General features: G+C 58.7%; 16 protein-coding genes and 1 other annotated feature. Of the genes, 10 read left to right on the top strand and 6 right to left on the bottom strand.

The window, feature by feature from the left end:
* Nucleotides 1–244: 244 nt before the first annotated feature.
* Nucleotides 245–1,558, bottom strand: a complete 1,314-nt coding sequence (dnaA, locus tag Q0Z71_RS05295) for a chromosomal replication initiator protein DnaA (protein ID WP_298019319.1) — start codon at nucleotides 1,556–1,558, stop codon at nucleotides 245–247.
* A gap of 418 nt (nucleotides 1,559–1,976) precedes the next feature.
* On the opposite strand from dnaA, the gene rpmH reads away from it, so the two are divergent.
* From rpmH to Q0Z71_RS05245, 10 genes are all read left to right on the top strand, one after another.
* Entirely contained in the window at nucleotides 1,977–2,117 is a 141-nt protein-coding gene (rpmH, locus tag Q0Z71_RS05290; RefSeq protein ID WP_021751147.1) for a 50S ribosomal protein L34, read from the top strand.
* A 115-nt stretch (nucleotides 2,118–2,232) separates the two neighbouring features.
* A complete protein-coding gene (gene rnpA / locus Q0Z71_RS05285) occupies nucleotides 2,233–2,577 on the top strand; it encodes a ribonuclease P protein component (protein WP_298019316.1) in 345 nt (114 codons plus the stop codon).
* Nucleotides 2,574–2,783 (top strand): membrane protein insertion efficiency factor YidD, encoded by a 210-nt coding sequence (gene yidD / locus Q0Z71_RS05280; RefSeq protein WP_298019310.1) that lies wholly within the window; start codon nucleotides 2,574–2,576, stop codon nucleotides 2,781–2,783. Before rnpA ends, yidD begins: the two co-directional genes overlap by 4 nt.
* A gap of 121 nt (nucleotides 2,784–2,904) precedes the next feature.
* Nucleotides 2,905–4,074 carry a YidC/Oxa1 family membrane protein insertase gene (locus Q0Z71_RS05275; protein WP_298019307.1) on the top strand — a complete coding sequence of 390 codons (1,170 nt, stop codon included), beginning with the start codon at nucleotides 2,905–2,907 and terminating at the stop codon, nucleotides 4,072–4,074.
* A gap of 9 nt (nucleotides 4,075–4,083) precedes the next feature.
* Nucleotides 4,084–4,893 (top strand): RNA-binding cell elongation regulator Jag/EloR, encoded by an 810-nt coding sequence (gene jag, locus Q0Z71_RS05270; protein WP_298019304.1) that lies wholly within the window; start codon nucleotides 4,084–4,086, stop codon nucleotides 4,891–4,893.
* A 114-nt stretch (nucleotides 4,894–5,007) separates the two neighbouring features.
* Nucleotides 5,008–5,490 carry an RNA polymerase sigma factor gene (locus Q0Z71_RS05265; protein WP_298019302.1) on the top strand — a complete coding sequence of 161 codons (483 nt, stop codon included), beginning with the start codon at nucleotides 5,008–5,010 and terminating at the stop codon, nucleotides 5,488–5,490.
* Complete coding sequence (locus Q0Z71_RS05260; RefSeq protein ID WP_298019299.1) at nucleotides 5,483–7,192, top strand: hypothetical protein; 1,710 nt, start codon at nucleotides 5,483–5,485, stop codon at nucleotides 7,190–7,192. Before Q0Z71_RS05265 ends, Q0Z71_RS05260 begins: the two co-directional genes overlap by 8 nt.
* A gap of 314 nt (nucleotides 7,193–7,506) precedes the next feature.
* Nucleotides 7,507–7,715: a binding site (T-box leader), on the top strand.
* A gap of 55 nt (nucleotides 7,716–7,770) precedes the next feature.
* Nucleotides 7,771–9,189: a glycine--tRNA ligase gene (locus tag Q0Z71_RS05255; protein WP_298019296.1), complete on the top strand. Its 1,419-nt coding sequence runs from the start codon at nucleotides 7,771–7,773 to the stop codon at nucleotides 9,187–9,189.
* Nucleotides 9,190–9,562: 373 nt separating this feature from the next.
* Nucleotides 9,563–11,323, top strand: coding sequence for an LTA synthase family protein (locus Q0Z71_RS05250; RefSeq protein ID WP_298019293.1), 1,761 nt, complete (start codon nucleotides 9,563–9,565; stop codon nucleotides 11,321–11,323).
* Nucleotides 11,324–11,525: 202 nt separating this feature from the next.
* Complete coding sequence (locus Q0Z71_RS05245; RefSeq protein WP_298019290.1) at nucleotides 11,526–12,947, top strand: NCS2 family permease; 1,422 nt, start codon at nucleotides 11,526–11,528, stop codon at nucleotides 12,945–12,947.
* A 64-nt stretch (nucleotides 12,948–13,011) separates the two neighbouring features.
* On the opposite strand, the gene msrA is transcribed toward Q0Z71_RS05245, so the two are convergent.
* The 5 genes from msrA to Q0Z71_RS05220 all read right to left on the bottom strand — a co-directional run.
* A complete protein-coding gene (gene msrA, locus Q0Z71_RS05240) occupies nucleotides 13,012–13,584 on the bottom strand; it encodes a peptide-methionine (S)-S-oxide reductase MsrA (protein ID WP_298019287.1) in 573 nt (190 codons plus the stop codon).
* On the bottom strand, nucleotides 13,584–13,889 hold the full coding sequence (locus Q0Z71_RS05235) for a DUF6881 domain-containing protein (protein ID WP_298019284.1): 306 nt from the start codon (nucleotides 13,887–13,889) through the stop codon (nucleotides 13,584–13,586). The genes msrA and Q0Z71_RS05235 overlap by 1 nt, the downstream gene beginning before the upstream one ends.
* A 173-nt stretch (nucleotides 13,890–14,062) precedes the next feature.
* Entirely contained in the window at nucleotides 14,063–15,211 is a 1,149-nt protein-coding gene (locus tag Q0Z71_RS05230) for an alanyl-tRNA editing protein (protein WP_298019282.1), read from the bottom strand.
* A 179-nt stretch (nucleotides 15,212–15,390) separates the two neighbouring features.
* Nucleotides 15,391–16,569 (bottom strand): glycoside hydrolase family 3 N-terminal domain-containing protein, encoded by a 1,179-nt coding sequence (locus Q0Z71_RS05225; RefSeq protein WP_298019278.1) that lies wholly within the window; start codon nucleotides 16,567–16,569, stop codon nucleotides 15,391–15,393.
* A 164-nt stretch (nucleotides 16,570–16,733) separates the two neighbouring features.
* Nucleotides 16,734–17,891 (bottom strand): amino acid--tRNA ligase-related protein (locus Q0Z71_RS05220; protein WP_298019275.1); only part of this gene is annotated, 1,158 nt, incomplete at its 5' end.

Below are 17,891 nucleotides of genomic sequence, written 5' to 3'. Positions count from 1 at the left end.
TCCTCTCTATATGGAGTGTTGATAGTCACGAATGGTCTTTTTTAAAAGAAAAAATAAATCGTCTTTAGGAAAAGTAGCCATAGAATAAAAATTTGTGGAAAAAACAGAAAGTTCTTGTATTTTCAAGAAATTGGGCTTCCACAGAGGTTGTGGAAGAATGGTACGGATTTTCCACGGCTGCTTTTTTCTGCCGGTTTTCCACAGCATCTTTTTCCTTTTCCACGAAAGATGTGGAAAAAAGTAATCACCGTTTGGAGTTGATATTGGTCTTGATTTCCTTCACCGTTTCGGCAAAGGAGGGCTCCTTTTTCATCTTCTTTTCCACCTGCTGGATGGAGTACAGCACTGTGGAGTGGTCCCGGTTGTCAAACACCTTGCCGATGTCGTCCAAGCTGAGGTTCGTCATGCTGCGGATGAGGTACATGGCGATCTGCCGGGCGGCCACCGCGTCCCGGATCCGCTGCTGGCCCCGGATGACGGATTCCTCCAGGCCGTAATATTTGCTGATGTATTCCAGGATTGCGTCGGGGGTGGGGATGTACTCGTTGCTGCGCTTCAGAATGTCCTGCATGGCGCGGGTGACGGTCTCCTCGTCGGCGTCGTTGCCCAGCAGGTCTTTATAAGCCAGGATCTTGTTGATGGTTCCCTCCAGCTGGCGGACGTTGGCGGTGACGTTCTCCGCGATGTAGGCGGAGATCTTGTCCGGCAGCTCCATGCCGAGGAGCGCGGCCTTATTTTTCACGATGGCCAGCCGCGTTTCGAAATCAGGCGGCGCCACGTCCACCAGCAGGCCCCATTCAAACCGGGTGCGGAGCCGGTCCTCCAGCTGTGTCATTTCAGAGGGCGGGCGGTCAGAGGTCAGGACGATCTGGCGGCCGGATTCATACAGGGTGTTGAAGGTGTGGAAGAATTCCTCCTGGGTCTGCTTCTTGCCGGCGATGAACTGTACGTCATCCACCAGCAGCAGATCCGCCTGCCGGTATTTTTCCCGCATTTCAGCGGTTTTACCCTCCCGGATGGCATCCACCAGCTCGTTGGTCAGATCGTCGCCCTTGACGTAGGCGATCTTGGAGCGGGGATCGTTTTGGCGGATGACATTGGCGATGGCGTAGATCAAATGGGTCTTTCCCAGGCCGGAATCGCCGTAGATCAAAAGCGGATTGTAGTTTTGAGCAGGGTGCTCCGCAACAGCCACAGAGGCCGCATAGGCCAGTTTATTGGAGGGACCCACCACAAAGGTGTCAAAGGTAAACTCCGCGCATGTAAAGCGGTCGCCCTGTTTTTTGGCGCCGCCGCTGAACTCGGCAAAAGCCGCATCGTCCAGGATCTGGACTTCAAAATCCATGGAGAAAATGTCGTGGAGGGAGGCCTTGATGTTCTTCAAAAACAGGGACTCGATGTAGCCCTTTTTGAAGTCGTTGGCACAGTGGAGGATACATGTGTTGCCCCGGATGTCCACAGCCTCCAGTTCGTCGAACCAGGTGGCAATGGTGGTATCCGAAAGCTCTTTCTTCAGCTGTTGCAGGACGTTATCCCACACGTCAGCGACAGAATTCAAAAAGAAACACCTCTCTCTAGTAAAAAAATGGGCAAAACAATACAGATTTATTATACCAAAAAATCGGAGGAGAGGCAATACTTATTCTAATAATAAGATGTAACAGAAAGTGGTAAAAAAAGAACTAGATATAGATGATCTTTTGCAATTAGAACACTATATTTTGAGACGTTCTGTTTTTTAGTGCGGAAAAGGAGAAAAAATCGTGAATTTTATGGAAGTTTCAAGTTTTTATTGACACCTTTTGTTTGGATATGCTATAATGAACGGCACGCGGCGCAGAAGCGCCGCTGCGCTTTGTGCTTGTATTTGCAGGCAAGGGCGTTTGATCATTGTTTACTGCGCCGTTTTGAAAGAAATGGTGTCGAGTAAGAGCCGCCGCAAGGCGGCCGGAATTCTGACAGGAGGTGTCTCAAACATGGCAACGAAACGTACCTATCAGCCCAAGAAGCTGCACGGCCAGAAGGTCCATGGCTTCCGCAAGAGAATGGCTACCGCCAACGGCCGTAAGGTCCTGGCCCGTCGCCGCGCCAAGGGCCGCGCCCGTCTGTCCTACTAAGCGAAACGGACGCGCGGGAGACACTTGAACAGACGTCTTGAGGGACGGCGGGAATTTTCTGGATTCCTCCGTCCCTAAAAGAGTTTCTGTTCAAAATGGCAAGGCAGGGAAGCATATGAAGCGAGCGGTGACATTAAAAGAGAATTATGAGTTTCGCCGGCTGTACCAGAAGGGCGCGTCGGCGGTTGGCAATGGGATGGTGCTCTATTGCAGGAAAAACAGGCTGGGGCACAACCGTCTCGGCGTCACCGTCTCCGTGAAGCTGGGACATGCGGTGGTGCGCAACCGCGCCCGGCGGCGCCTGCGGGAGGTCTACCGTCTCAACGGGGACAAGCTCCGGCAGGGCTATGACATCATTCTGGTGGCCAGAAGCCGGACCACGACAGCCCCTTGGAAGGATCTGAACGACACTTTCCTGCGGCTGTGCCGGAAGCTGGACCTCCTGAAGGAGGACGTATGAAGCACCTCATGAAGGCCATGATCCGGTTTTATCAGAAGGCCATCTCTCCCTACCGTCCCCGCTGCTGCAACTACATCCCCACCTGCTCTCAATATGCCCTGGAGGCCATTGAAAAGTACGGCGCCCTGAAGGGCGGCTGGCTGGCGTTCAGGCGCATCCTGCGCTGCAATCCGTTTCACAAGGGCGGATATGACCCCGTGCCCTGAAAGGCAAGGAGGGGACGAGCCTCTCTTTGCATTCCCCCGACCAGCTCGGCTGGTAAATGCCGCCCCGGGCGGCTGACCTGGCAAGGTTGCCGGGTTTGACTACAATTTGGAGGAAACGCCTATGTTTTCGACTCTCGGATACTATATTTGTATCCCGTTCGCGTGGCTGGTCCGCCTGTTTTACAGTCTGACAGGCTCTTACGGCGCGGCTCTGATCCTGTTCACACTGGTGATCAAGCTCATCATGCTGCCCTTCCAGATGAAGTCCAAGAAGAGCATGATGCGTATGACCCGGCTGTCCGGCAAGATGCAGGAGCTGCAGAAGAAGTACGCCAACAACCAGGCGAAGTATGCTGAGGAAGTACAGAAGCTCTATGCCGAGGAGGGCGTCAGCCCCATGAGCGGCTGTTTGTGGAGCTTTTTGCCCCTGCCCATCCTGATGGCTCTGTACTCCATCATGCGCCAGCCCATCACCCATTTCATGCTGCTCTCCAATTCCGTGGTGCAGGAGCTGGTGGCAAAAGTCACCGCTGCCGGTGTGGACATGTCCACCATCGTCATGACAGACAAGACCGGCGCCGTCATTGTGAAGAACGGTATCACCCAGCTGCAGTCCTATGGTCAGATCAATTTGGTCAAGGCCGTTACCTCACAGGTCCCGGAAGCCGTGGCAGGCATCGACGGATGGATCAATCTGGATTATGGATTCCTGGGATTGGATCTGTCGGCAATGCCCAGCAGTGCTTTTTCCAATTTCAGCTTTTCCTGGGCAGTGATTGGATTGATCTTGATCCCAATCCTGGCAGGAGGCTTCCAGCTGCTGATGACCCGCATCACCATGAAGCAGCAGCCCCAGCAGAATGGCCCCGGCGCAGGCTCCACCAAAATGATGATGTATATGATGCCCCTGTTCTCCGTGTACATCGCGTTCATCATGCCCGCCGCCCTGGGTATCTACTGGATCGCTCAGAGCGTGTTCTCCACGATTCAGGAGGCTGTCCTCGGAAAGTTCTACAACAAGAAGCTGGAAGAGGAGGAGAATGCCCTCTATGAGGCCCGCCAGGCGGACCGTCAGAAACGGATGGAAGAGGCAAAGAAGCAGCAGGAGCAGCAGCGCCAGCAGTCCGTGCAGAAGAAGTCTCTGAAAGAGAAGAAGCAGGCCGCACAGGAGGCCAAGGCGCTGAAGGCCAAGAAGGCCGGCACCAGCACCACAGAGGCTGGCCGCGTCGGCGACCGCCCCTACGCCCGCGGCCGCTCCTATAAGGAAGACCGTTATGAAGATAAGGATTGAGGGACCGTTATGAGAGAGTTTATCGATGTAACGGGCAAAACCGAGGACGAGGCCATCAGCAAGGCTCTGGCACAGCTTGGTCTCGACCGGGATGATGTGTCCGTTGAGATTCTGGAACGCGCCAAGTCTGGATTCCTGGGACTGGGCAGCTGCCCGGCCAAGGTCCGGGTGAGCTATGGCCCTGAAGAGGAAGAGGAGCCCGCCCCTGCGGCTCCTGCCGCTCCCAAGGTCCAGCCGAAGCCTGAGCAGCCCAAGAAGGCTCCAAAGCCCGAGAAAAAGACGGAGAAGCCCGCTCCCACCCGGCAGGAAAAGGTAGAGAGCAGGCCCGCCCCTGTCCGGGAGCTGGGCGAGGAAGTGGACGACGAGAAGGCCCAGGCCATCAAAAAGTTCCTGTCCGGCCTGCTGGCCCAGATGGAGAGCTCCGCCGAGGTCAAGGTCTATCTGCCGGAGAAAGGCCGCTATAAGGTCATTCTGGAGGGAAAGAGCCTAGGCACGCTGATCGGCCGCCGGGGCGAGACCCTGGATGCCATCCAGCAGCTGACCAGCTATGCCGTCAACCGCACCGGCGGCCGTGTCCGCGTGCAGCTGGACGCCGAGGGCTACCGGGAGAAGCGGGAGCAGAGTTTGCAGAACCTGGCCCGCAAGGTGGCCGGCAAGGTGGTCAAGTACCGCCGCAGCGTCACGCTGGAGCCCATGAACGCCTATGAGCGCCATGTGATCCACACCGCTTTGCAGGAGGTGCCCGGTGTGACCACCTACTCCACCGGCACCGAGCCCAACCGCCGCGTGATCGTGGCCTATGACCGCGAGAAGCGGTGAGATACCGTTGATTAGAAAAACCGCCCGGAGTTTCCGGGCGGTTTTTTACTTTTCGTGACAAAACGCCCTGCTCTGTCGTATGATAAGTGAAAGCTTTCAAAACAGGAGAGAACCATGGAACAAAGTGAATTTCAAAATGCCGTCGGGCAGTACCAGGACATGGTATACCGCATTGCCTTGCACCAGTTCGGCGTTTCCCAGGATGCGGAGGACGCGGTGCAGGAGGTGTTTCTGCGCCTTTACACGGCGGAGAAGCCCTTTGAGGGCGGCGAGCACCTGCGACGGTGGCTGATCCGGGTGACCATCAATGTCTGTAAGGACGCCCTAAAAAGTCCCTGGCGAAGGCGGCGGGTACCCTTGGATTCAGTCCCGGACCAGCCGGTGTTTGACAAGCCGGAGGAACGGGAACTGTACCAGGCGGTGATGGCCCTGCCGGAGAAATACCGGACAGTGCTGGACCTGTTTTACTACGAGGAACTCTCCACCAAGGAGATCGCGGCTCTGCTGAGCCTGCGGCAGTCGGCGGTGACGACCCGCCTGTCCCGGGCCCGGGAGCTGTTGAAGAAGCAGCTGAAGGAGGTGTGGAAGGATGCGTGAGCTGTACCGGCGGACCTTTTCCCAGGTCCATTCTTCCACGGTGATCCGATGGGAGGATATGGAGGCTATGAGACCAAAAAAGAAGCGTATCTCTAAAAATATCATGACCCTGGCGGCGGTGATCGCCCTGCTGGCGGCGCTGTCCGCCGCGGCAGTGGCGGCGGACCTGTTCGGCCTGCGGGACCTGCTGCTGGGCAAAGAGGATGTGACCATGCTGGACCCGGAGACTGGGGAGCGGGTGGAGAACAGCGTGGATACCATCAGCCTGGCGGGCTTTCAGAACAGCCCGGAGAACCAGGCCGGGGCGGAATGGCAGGCGTTTTTGGAGACCTATGACGACGGCGGCGCGCTGGAGGCCATCGGCAACGGCCCCACCGGGCTGGAGGACGACCCGGACTACCAGCGGTTCAGCCAGTATTCCGTCTACACCCGTGAGATGGTGGAGAAGCTGAAGGAGATCACGGAGAAGTACGATCTTGACGTTCACCGGGAGATCAACATCATCGAGCACGACGAGCTGTGCCGCAGGATCGGCGGCGAATTCCTGTCGGAGGAGCACGGGAAGTACTGGGCCTATCTTTACGACGACGGCACCTTCCAGTTCGACGGCAACGCGTATGTGGAAGGTTACGGTCAGGTGGACTATCAGCTCCGCCGGACAGTGAAGGGTGTCTTTGACGAGGTGACCTTGAATATCACCGACGTCAGCGAGTACAACCAGTGGCAGTATGAGACGGCCTCCGGCGAGACGGTGGTGCTGGCCCTGGGGCCGGGGAAGGCCTTGGTGCTGGGGGACTTCCCGGACTGCTTCATCGCGGTGAACGTGCTGGCGGGCACCAACCCCGACGACCCCCTGTGGCCGGGGAACCTGGACCGGGAGCACCTGGAGGCCCTGGCCGACGGCATTGACTTTACGGTTTTGAAGGATGTCCGGAAGCCGGAGATGACCGGGGACACCGAGGTGGAACCGATGTTCACGGAGGACGATTTCTACAACGCCACCGGGATGGAGGAGAGCTTTGCCCAGTCGTTCTACTGTGAGTTTTACAAAGCCGTGGAGGAGGACCGCCGGGAGGATGTCGCCGGCATGATTGCCTGGCCCCGGGTACTGGCCTCGGAGAAGGGGGAGACCCTCATCATGACGGCGGAGGAGTTCCTGCCCCATTACGATGAGGTCATTACCCAGGGTTTGAAGGACGCCATGTCCGAGAACCAATATACGGAGGAACGGGCGGACCTCTTCTATCACGACGGTTCCGTTGCCGGGGCAGGCGGCGCGGTATGGTTCACCCTGGTGGAGGACGGCAGGGCGGGGATCATCACCCTCCAGAACCCGGAGGGGACCAGCCTCCGCTACGGCGGCATGGGGAGGAACGTGGCCGGCGTGTACGTCGACACCCAGGGGACGCCCGATGTGTACAGCAGTCTGGAGCTGGCTGACCGTGGGGACGGCACCTACGACGCCACCATCTCCCTCTACCGCCTGACCACGCTGGAGGGCACGGCGGCCCTCCGATACGACCGGAGCGACGGGATGCTGTACTTCACCTCGGAGGATCCGAGACCGAAGGTGGAGGCCGTCATCGCCTTCGGCGGCGACACCTCGACAGTGGACTTCGCGGCGGTAACGATTACCTACTCGGAGTTCGAATATCTCGAGGCGGGAGACACCTTCCATTTCCCGGACGGGAAGGAAGACTGACAAAGCAGCGGAAGTAAACAAAGCAGAAGGAAGGCGGGCACAGGCGTGCCCGCCTTCCCTTCATTGAGAGTGGTTCCTAAATGGCAGAAAAAGCCCCGCCGCTGGGCAAGCGGAGAACATCTCCGCGCCGGTTTTCAAGACCGGACCACAGCGGCGGGGCTTCTGTGGCCGACATAGCTGATTGGGTGAAAAATATCAAGAGAGGATCGATGGGGAACCAGGATATGGATTGCGATCCTGCAAATATCAGGGAGGACTTGAAGGTCATACCCTTGACATTCGGCCCAAAACATGATACACTCTCACCCACGATAGAAAAGGCTGTGAGAAGGAACAGTATCCTCATCAGCTCCGCATCAGAGAGGGGACGGTCGGTGCAAGTCCCTGCGGAGAGGGGGAGAAGGCCCCTTTGAGCCGCGGAGCGGAAATGCCCCGCCGGACCCCGCCGTTACCGGGAGAGAGTGCGTATCAGCCAGATACGAATTCAGGTGGAACCACGGGTTATGATTAACTCGCCCTGAGCCGAAATCCGGCTCGGGGCGTTTTTTTGCCCTGGGCCCACAGAAGGAGAAAACAATATGAAAAACAGCGAAAAGACCCTGGAAAAAATCGTGAATCTCTGCAAAAACCGCGGCTTTGTCTACGCCGGCAGCGAGATCTACGGCGGCCTGGCCAACAGCTGGGACTACGGCCCTCTGGGCGTGGAGTTCAAGAACAACGTGAAGAAGGCCTGGCTGAAGAAATTCGTCCAGGAGAACCCCTACAACGTGGGCCTGGACGCGGCCATCATCATGAATCCCCAGACCTGGGTGACCACCGGACACGTGGCCAGCTTCTCCGACCCCCTGTTGGACTGCAAAGCCTGCAAGGCCCGCCACCGGGCCGACAAGCTGATCGGCGAGGAGCATCCTGAGGTCAACGTGGACGCCATGAGCTTTGACGAGATGGACGCGTTCATCGCGGAGCATGAGGATGTGGTCTGCCCTGTCTGCGGCAAGCACGACTTCACCCCCATCCGCAAGTTTAACCTGATGTTCAAGACCGCCATCGGCGTTACCGAGGATTCCTCCTCCACCTGCTATCTGCGGCCTGAGACCGCCCAGGGCATTTTCGTGAACTTCTCCAATATCCAGCGCACCACCCGCCGCAAGCTGCCCTTCGGCGTGTGCCAGGTGGGCAAGGCCTTCCGGAACGAGATCACCCCCGGCAACTTCACCTTCCGCACCCGGGAATTTGAACAGATGGAGTGCGAGTTCTTCTGCAAGCCCGGCACGGACCTGGAGTGGTTCGCCTACTGGAAGGACTTCTGCAAGAACTGGCTGCTGGACCTGGGCATCAAGGAGGAGAACCTGCGGCTGCGCGACCATGAGCCCGCCGAGCTGGCCTTCTACTCCCGCGCCACCACCGACATCGAGTATGCCTTCCCGTTCACCGACTGGGGCGAGCTGTGGGGCATCGCCGACCGTACCGACTACGATCTGGGCCGCCATCAGGAGGCCTCCGGCAAGGATCTGACCTACTTCGACCAGGAGAAGAACGAGCACTATATCCCCTATGTCATCGAGCCCTCCCTGGGCGCGGACCGTGTGGCCCTGGCTTTCCTGTGCGAGGCCTATGACGAGGAGGTCGTGGGTCAGGACAAGAACGGCAAGGACGATGTCCGTGTGGTGCTCCATCTGCATCCCGCCCTGGCACCCTTCAAGGTGGCGGTTCTACCCCTGAGCAAGAAGCTCAGCGACAAGGCGCTGGAACTCCAGCGGGAGCTGTCCAAGGACTGGATGGTGGACTTTGACGACGCCGGTTCCATCGGCAAGCGCTACCGCCGGGAGGACGAGATCGGCACGCCCTTCTGCGTCACTGTGGACTTCGACACCGTGGGCGACGCGGAGAAGGCGGGCGACAACTGCGTCACCGTCCGCGAGCGCGACACCATGGAGCAGGTGCGGATTCCTATTTCCCAGCTGAAAGCATATCTGGCGGAAAAGCTGGCCTATTAAGAGAATAGCCGGACTGCTCCATGGTCCCGCCGCGGCGCGGCGTGTAAGCGGTCTGCCGGAGGCAGAGCCTTACGTCCAAGCGGATTCACTTCGCCTGGGCAAAAATGGGATCAAGGGGACCCCATCAAACAAGTTTGATGGGGAGGCAGGTGCGGATCCCCATCAGTGAGTTGAAGGCGTATTTGACTGAAAAGCTGGCCTATTGTTTTTGTTGGATAGATTGCGGCCCCGGAATGCGGTTTGATCGGTTCCGGGGCCGTCCGGTTTTAGGAAAGGCATGGATCACTTGAAAAATTTTTGGCTGTTTGGAACCTCTTCCGCCGGTCTGGACAGAGGCAAAAAAATCGCGTTCTGGTTTTGGAATGCTGCCGTCATGCTGGCATCCGGTGTATGTCTGGGGATGCTGTCCATTTTTTTCGCCTATGGCGACTACACGGACATGCTGATGAAGAGCTATCTCCAGCGGCCGCTGCTGCTGCTTTTGAACGTGGCGCCTGTGGTGGGACTGGTACTGCTTTTATACCTGCTGGCCGGGCGGCCCTGGATCGCGTTTCTGCTGTCCTCCATCCTGGTCTGGGGGCTGTCGCTGGGCAACTATTACAAGCTGCGCTTTCGGGACGATCCCCTGATGTTTGAGGATCTGAAATACCTGCGGGAGGCCGGCTCCATCACCAAGACCGCCAACTACGACCTGACGCCGGACAAGCGGGTCTGGTTCGGCCTTGCCTGCATCGTGCTGGGGACGCTTCTGCTGCTGTTTTTGGTGCGGGGCATCCCGAGATGGAAGGTGCGGCTGCCGCTGTTTCTGGCGGGGGCGCTGCTCTGTGTGCCCGCCTGGAAATTTTATGAGGACAAGGACCTTTACAATGCCCGCACGGCGAATTACGACTATATCAACCGCTGGTCCTCCACCCAGGTCTATATCTCCAAGGGATTTGTCTATCCCTTCCTCCACAGCGTCACCGTGGGTTCCATCAAGGCACCCGGCGGATACAGCGAGCGGGAGACGGCGGCCCTGCTGGAAAGCTACGTCTCTGCGGACATCCCGGCGGAGGAGCAGGTGGACGTCATCACCCTCCAGCTGGAGGCCTTTGCGGACTTCTCCCGCTTCGCGGGTGTGGAGGGCATCGACTGGGAAAAGGCGTATGCTGTCTACCACGCTTTGGAGGCGGAGAGCTATACCGGAAACCTTCTGACCAACATTTTTGCCGGAGGTACGGTGAACACGGAGCGGGCCTTTCTCACGGGCTACGCGGACCAGTGGAACTACCGCACCAACACCAACTCCTACGGCTGGTACTTCGGCAGACAGGGCTACGCTGTGGAGGGGAGCCATCCCAGCTATGAGTGGTTCTACAACCGCCGCAACGTCAACACCTATCTGGGCCTGCCCACCTACTATTTTCAGGAGAACTATTACGGGGAGCGCTACACCGGCGGAATTGCCACCGATGATGTGCTGCTGCCGGAGATCTTTAAGCTGTACGAGGCCAACCGGGACGGGGAGGGGAAGCCCTATTTCTCCTTCAACGTGACCTATCAGGGCCATGGCCCCTATGACACGGAAAGCGTCTGGCGGGGCAACCACTACACCGACGGCCGGTATTCTACAGAGACCACCAACATTGTGGATAACTATCTGGGCTCCGTGGAGGATACGGCGGTCCAGCTCCAATGGCTGCTGGATCAGTTCCGAAAGGAGGAGCGGCCGGTGGTCGTGGTGGTATTCGGAGACCATAAGCCTTGGTTCGGTGACGGCAATTCCGCCTATCAGGAGCTGGGCGTCAACCTGGATACCTCCACAGAGGAGGGCTTTTACAATTATTACGGCACCCGGTATCTGATCTGGGCCAACGACGCGGCCAAGGCGGCGCTGGGCAATGATTTCCAGGGGGAGGGACCGGACGTGTCCTCCTGCTTCCTGATGAACCTGCTGTTTGACCAGTGCGGCTGGCAGGGCGACGCCTGGGCCCAGGCCACCACGGACATCTGGCGGCAGATCCCTGTGCTGACCACCGTGGGCCGCTATGTGCAGAACGGACAACTGGTGGAGACGCTGGACGAGGCGGGAAAAGTTGCGCTGCACACCTTCCAGAGCCTGGAATACTATTACGGGACGCATTTCCAATATTGAACAGGAGAGAGGGCATGTCATCCTGGCATGCCTTTTTTCTTGTGGGTTTATCCAAAAAGGGGAAATCTTTTTCCACAAATTGACGTGGAGCAGCCACTTGTATTTTCCAAGAAAGTTTCGTATGATAAAAATACAGAAACTGCTTTTTCATCTAACAATTTCTGCAAGAGTTGGGTGAAAGACGGAGAGAAAGGGAGGCATTATGGAAAAAATATTTAAACTGAAGGAGAATGGCACCTCGGTCCGCACAGAGATCCTGGCCGGACTTACCACGTTCATGACGATGGCGTACATCATCGCCCTGAACCCCAATCTGCTGACCAACTTTGATGTTGGATCTTCCCTGTGGAACGGTGTGTTTATGGCCACCTGCATCGCCTCGGCCATCGCCATGTTCTGCATGGCGTTCCTGGCAAACAAACCCTTTGCCCTGGCCCCCGGCATGGGCCTGAACAGCTTCTTCGCCGTGGTGGCGGCCAACATCGCGGCCCTGACCGGCATGAGCTATGTGGCCAGCTTCCAGGCCGCCCTGGTCATCATCCTGATGGAGGGCATCGTTTTCATCATCCTGTCCATCCTGAACATCCGGGAAAAGATCGTGGATGCCATTCCCCTGGGTGTGCGGCTAGGCATCGCTCCTGCCATCGGCCTGATGCTGATGAATATCGGCTTGGGTTCCAATGTGGGTATCTACTCTGAAAATGGCGGTCCCTTTTACGTGATGCGGGACTTCTTCGGCGCTCTGACGCCCAGCGTGGCAAAGACCTCCATGGGCTCTGGATACAGCGCCATGATCCTCACCGTGGTCACCATGTTTGTGGGGCTGTTCGTGATCGTGATCCTGGCGAAGAAGGGCATCAAGGCCGCCGTGCTGCTGGGTATGCTGGTGGCGTCGGTGATCTATTGGGCGGGGCAGGCGCTGTTCCTGGGAACCAATCCCTTTGCCTCCCTGAGCACCGCTTCCTTTGTGCCGCCCTTTGCCGACATGGTGGAGACCACCTTCTTCAAGTTCAACTTCTCCGGCTTCCTGGAGATCGGCTGGTTTACAGCCATCACCCTGATCATCACCTTCTGCATGATCGATATGTTCGACACCATCGGCACTCTGGTGGGCACTGCCTCCCGGGCCGGCATGGTGGACAAGGAGGGCAATATGCCCAACATGAAGGAGGCCCTGCTGTCCGACGCCATTGGCACTATCGTCGGCTCCTGCACCGGCACCTCCACCGTCACAACCTTCGTGGAGTCCGCCTCCGGCGTTGAGGCAGGCGGCCGCACCGGCCTGACGGCCCTGACCACGGGCATTCTGTTCCTGGCCTGTATCTTCATAGCCCCCATCGCCGCCATTATTCCCGCCGCGGCCACATCCGCCGCGCTGATTTATGTGGGCGTGCTGATGCTCATGGGTCTGAAGAATGTGGATTTCGACGATATGGACCAGATGCTCCCCGTGTCGCTGATGCTGATCGGTATGCCCGTCTCCGGATCCATCGGCCATGCTATTGGCCTGGGGCTCATCTCCTATACCGTTATCAAGGTGTTCACCGGCAAGGCCAAGGATGTGTCCGTGCTGACGTATGTCATCTCCGCACTGTTCCTGGTGAAATTCTTCGTTGTCGTCTGATTACAAGCAAATACTGCAAAAGGCCTGCGGAATCATCCGCAGGCCTTTTTGATCGTTCTGCTGTTTACTGCTCTGTCCCCTCGGACTGCCAGGCCCGCAGCAATTGAGCCGCAGGGCGGTCATAGGGCCTGTCCGCAAAGGGGTACCGGCGCAGAGCATCGATTTTTCCGGGAGAGACATGGCAGTAGCCGCTGGGGTGCTTTTCCAGATACCGCTGGTGATACGCCTCGGCGGGAAAGAAGCAGTCCAACGGTTTGAGCTCCACGGCAAAATAGGGATATGCGGCCGCCTCCATGGCGGCGATCTTTTGAACGGCGGCAGCATCCTCCGCATTGGTCCAGTATACGCCGGCCTGATATTGGCTGCCGAAATCCGGTCCCTGCCGGTTGGGAGTCTCCGGGTCGATGACGGCAAAAAAGGCAAACAGCAGGTGGGCCAGAGAGACCGCTTCAGGGTCATAGTCCACCTGTACGGCCTCCCGAAATCCGGTGACGCCGGTGCAGACCGCTTCATAATAGGCATGGGCGAGAGAACTGCCGTTGGCATAACCGGCCGTCACATTCACCACACCCGGCAGTGTGCGGTAGAGCCGCTCCATGCCCCAGAAGCAGCCGCCGGCCAAATAAATGGTCCTCATCAGAAAAACATCCCCATAAAGCCATCTGGCCGCTCCTGGGCCTGGTTCCAGATCTCCTGGAAAAAGCTGCGGGAGATGGCCTTCACATCCCGTTCGCCCTCCAGGTTCAAAGAACGCAGGTCCTCCGGGAAGGGCTCTTTGGACAGGGCGTCAAAATTGCCCCGCTCCTCTCCGTAGGAAAAACAGAGGCCATTGCGGAAAAACTCCACTTTTCGGACCTCCATCCGGTTTTCATCCAGTTCGAAATAGACCTCCGAGGGTTCGTCGTCCTCCTCGTGGTGGTAGGTGATCCAGACATAGTTCATATCGTTCCTCCTTTTCTTCCGGGGCATACACGAACTTAGGCATATCGTCTCCCGATTCATATACGGAAATACCCTTACAGGCGGGGCAGGGGAGTCATCCAGGGCAGCCGGTCACAGACCGCGTCCCGCGCCCCGCCTGCACCGCATACGTGCCATCAGATTTTCCCCCTGGCTTATTTTTGAAAGAAGCGGCAGACAGCGCCGCTCTGGGCTTGAACGCTGCCCTGGGCAAAGCCGTTCCGCCCGCCGCCCCGGCCGTTCAGCGAATGATTCAGCTCCTTGACAAGGGCGGAGATATCGGCTCCGTCGGCCCGGACCAGCGCGTAGGCATAGTGGCCGTCCTCTCCGGCAAATACCGCCGCCAATCCCCCGCAGCGGTGGGCCACAGTGTCCGCCAGCTTCCGTACACTGTCGGATTTCATGGCGGGCTGGAACAGCAGCACGTCGCCCTTTCCCGCGTTTTCTGCGGCGATGGCATCAAAGACCTGTTCTTCCAGCTGTGCCTGCCGGACCTTGGCGGCGGACAGCTCCGCTTCCAGCCGCTCCACGGCGGCGAAGGTATCCTGGGGTTTGACGCTGAGGCGCTGGGCCACCGCCCGGTCCTGGTCGTAGACCGCGGAGAGATATTCCAGGGCCCGCCTGCCGCAGACGATCTCCAGCCGGACACCCTCCCGGAATCTCTGGCAGGACAGGACCTTGACAAGCCCTACCTGACCTGCCCGCAGAACATGGGTGCCGCAGCAGGCGCAGCAGTCCGCCGCGGGAAAGGTGACGATGCGGACTTTGCCTGTCAGCTCCTTTTTGCTGCGGTATTCCAGCGCGGCCAATTCGGCGGGGGAGGGATAGCCGATCTCCACCGCCCGGTCCGCCCAAATGACCTCGTTGGCCTTGCGCTCCGCGTCCAGAGCCTGCTCCCAGGAGATGTCGGCGTTATAGTCGATGGTCACGGTATCGGCTCCCAGGTGGAAGCCCACATTGTCGCAGTGGTAGTCGGAACAGAGAATGCCGGAGATGATGTGCTCGCCGGAGTGCTGCTGCATGTGGTCGAAGCGGCGAGGCCAGTCGATGGAGCCGGTCACAGTCTGTCCAATTTCTAAAGACTTGTCACAGGTGTGGAAAACCACGCCGTTTTTCTCGTGGACATCTGTGACGGCGGCGTCCCCCAGGGTCCCGTGGTCGGCGGGCTGGCCGCCGCCCTCGGGGTAGAAGGCGGTGCGGTCCAGTACGACCTTGTAGGAACCTTTGGCCTCCTCGCAGGAGAGGACCGCAGCGGTGAATTCCCGGAGGAAGGGGTCTTGGTAGTAGAGCTTTTCGGTTTCCATGTGGAAAACTTCCTTTCAGATCGTGAGATGGGTCTTAAGACCCGGAGATATCAATTTGAAGAAGAAATATTACACGAAGCGTATATATTTCAAATATTTATACAATTTGTATATGGATGGCGGGAGATTTTGCTTTGTCGCCCCAGAAGAAGGGGAAATTTTGGACATGGAGATCTGTATTACTCTGTCAGCAGGCCCAGAGCGGACTTCCACCGCAGGACCCGAAGACAGGCGGCGTCGATGACTGGTTCCTCCAAAACGCCGCTTTCTACGGCCTCGATGACCTTGGGGATCTGGGTGCGGTAGTCGGTGGTGATGATCAGGTCGTTTCCGGCTTCCAGGGCCATCACCGCCACGGCGCCGTCCTTGGCATAGGCCGCCACAGCGTCCATGGCCAGGTCGTCGGTCATCACCACGCCGTCAAAGCCCAGGCCGCCTCTCAAAATTTCGTGGACGGCCGGAGAGAGGGAGGCGGGCAGGGCGTCGTCCACACAGGTCATGATGTTGTGGGACACCAGTACGGCGGTCTGCTTCCCACCGGCCTGGATGCCCGCCTGGAAGGGCAGAAAGTCGGAGGTCTCAAAAGTCTCCAGGGGCCGCTGGTCCACGGCGATGCCGGTATGGGTGTCCACATTGTTTCCGTAGCCGGGGAAGTGCTTGAGGACGCTGCTCATGCCGTCGGCGGTCATCCGGGCGGTCACCTGGGCCACATAGTCCGCCGTGGCAGAGGCGTTCTGGCCGAAGGACCTGGAATAGATGAAGTCGCCCGCACTGGTGGACACGTCCGCCACCGGGGCCAGGTTCACGTTAAACCCCAGGGCGTGCAGCAGCACATCCTTTTCGTGGGTGTCAGCTGTGATGGCTTCCATGCCGCCGGAGGCGGACAGCTTCTGGGGGGATTTGAATTTAGACGCCCGCAGATGGGGGTTGGAGCTGACCCGCACCACCGTGCCGCCCTCCTCGTCCACACCGATGAGCAGGGGGATGGCCGCGGCGTCCTGATAGCGCTGGATGGTTTGGATGAGGTCGTTTGCGGTCCTGTCCTGAGTATCCCGGCCAAAGAGGATGTAACCGCCCAGGTGGTAGGTCCCCACATCCTCCACGGCACTGTCCGCCGGGACCCGGACAAAGAACAGCTGCCCCACCTTTTCCTCCAGGGTCATGGAGGAGAGCAGGCGCTCCATGGGGTCCACCGGAGCCTCCGGCTCCGTAGAGGGGGGTGCTTCCGGTTCCTTTGCAGGGGACTCCTCAGCGGGAGGCTCCGCCGGGGCGGTCGGTCCCCCTTCAGCGGGGGCCCCGCAGGCGGCCAACACACCGATCAAAAAAGCAGTCAGCACCGCGAGAAAAAAGCGACGCATAGAACACCTCCATGGAGAAAGATATCCATAGTGTATCATAGTCCTGCAAAAAAAGAAAGGATGCGATCAAACCACATCCTCTGTCTGACCTATTCGCATCACCGTTGATGAAAAAAATCCCTCTCCACTTTAGAGAGGGACTTTTTTCACCGATAAGACTGATTTTATGCCTCGGGTTTTACCAGGGCGATGTGCAGCTCGTCCAGCTGCTTCTGAGTCACTTCGCTGGGGGCGCTCATCATCACGTCCTGGGCGTTCTTGTTCATGGGGAAGGGGATGATCTCCCGGATGGACTCCTCGCCAGCCAGCAGCATGACCATGCGGTCCACGCCGGGGGCGATGCCTGCGTGGGGGGGGGCACCATAGGTGAAGGCGTTGTACATGGCGGGGAACTTGGCTTTCACGTCGTCCTCGCCCAGTCGGACCATCTCAAAGGCCTTGATCATGATCTCGGGGGAGTGGTTCCGGACAGCACCGGAGCTGAGCTCCACGCCGTTGCAGACCAGGTCGTACTGGTCGGCGGTAATGGACAGGGGATCGATCTCGCCCCGCTCGGCCTTCAGCAGGACCTCCAGGCCGCCGGAGGGCATGGAGAAGGGGTTGTGGCAGAATTCCAGCTCACCGGATTCCTCGCCGATCTCGTACATGGGGAAGTCCACGATCCAGCAGAAGGCGTACTGCTCGCGGTCCATGTGGCCGGGCACGGCGGCGCCCAGGGTCTTGACCAGAACGCCCGCAGTTTTCTGGGCCTGGCCCAGCTTACCGGCGGACAGGGCCACAAAGTCATTGGGCTTCAGCCCCAGAGCGGCGATGACCTGCTCCTTGATGGGTTGGACGAACTTGGCGATGCCGCCCACGATCTCGCCCTTTTCGTCCAGGCGGAACCAGTAGGGCTTGCCGCCGGAAACGACCTCCACGTCGGCCAGGGTCTTGTCGATGAATTTCCGGGTCTCGTGGAAGTCGGAGACCACCACGGCCTTGACCACGCTGCCCTCAAAGGGGCCGAAGCCGCAGCCGCCCAGAACGGTGGTCGCGTCTGTCACAGTCAGGTCGATGCGCAGGTCGGGCTTGTCGGAGCCGTATTTCTCCATGGCCTCGGTGTAGGGGATGCGCAGGAAGGGCGCGCCGGAGGCCCGGTCATACTTGCCGTACTTAGCGAAGATGGGGGGCAGGACATCCTCCAGAACGGCGAATACATCCTCCTGGTTGGCAAAGGCCATTTCCATGTCCAGCTGATAGAACTCGCCGGGGGAGCGGTCCGCCCGGGCGTCCTCGTCCCGGAAGCAGGGGGCGATCTGGAAGTAGCGGTCAAAGCCGGAGGT

This window comes from uncultured Dysosmobacter sp. (assembly GCF_947631635.1).
Taxonomy (GTDB): Bacteria; Bacillota; Clostridia; order Oscillospirales; family Oscillospiraceae; genus Oscillibacter.
Note: the sequence above shows the minus strand (reverse complement) of the source record. Positions and strands in the feature narration are given on the sequence as shown.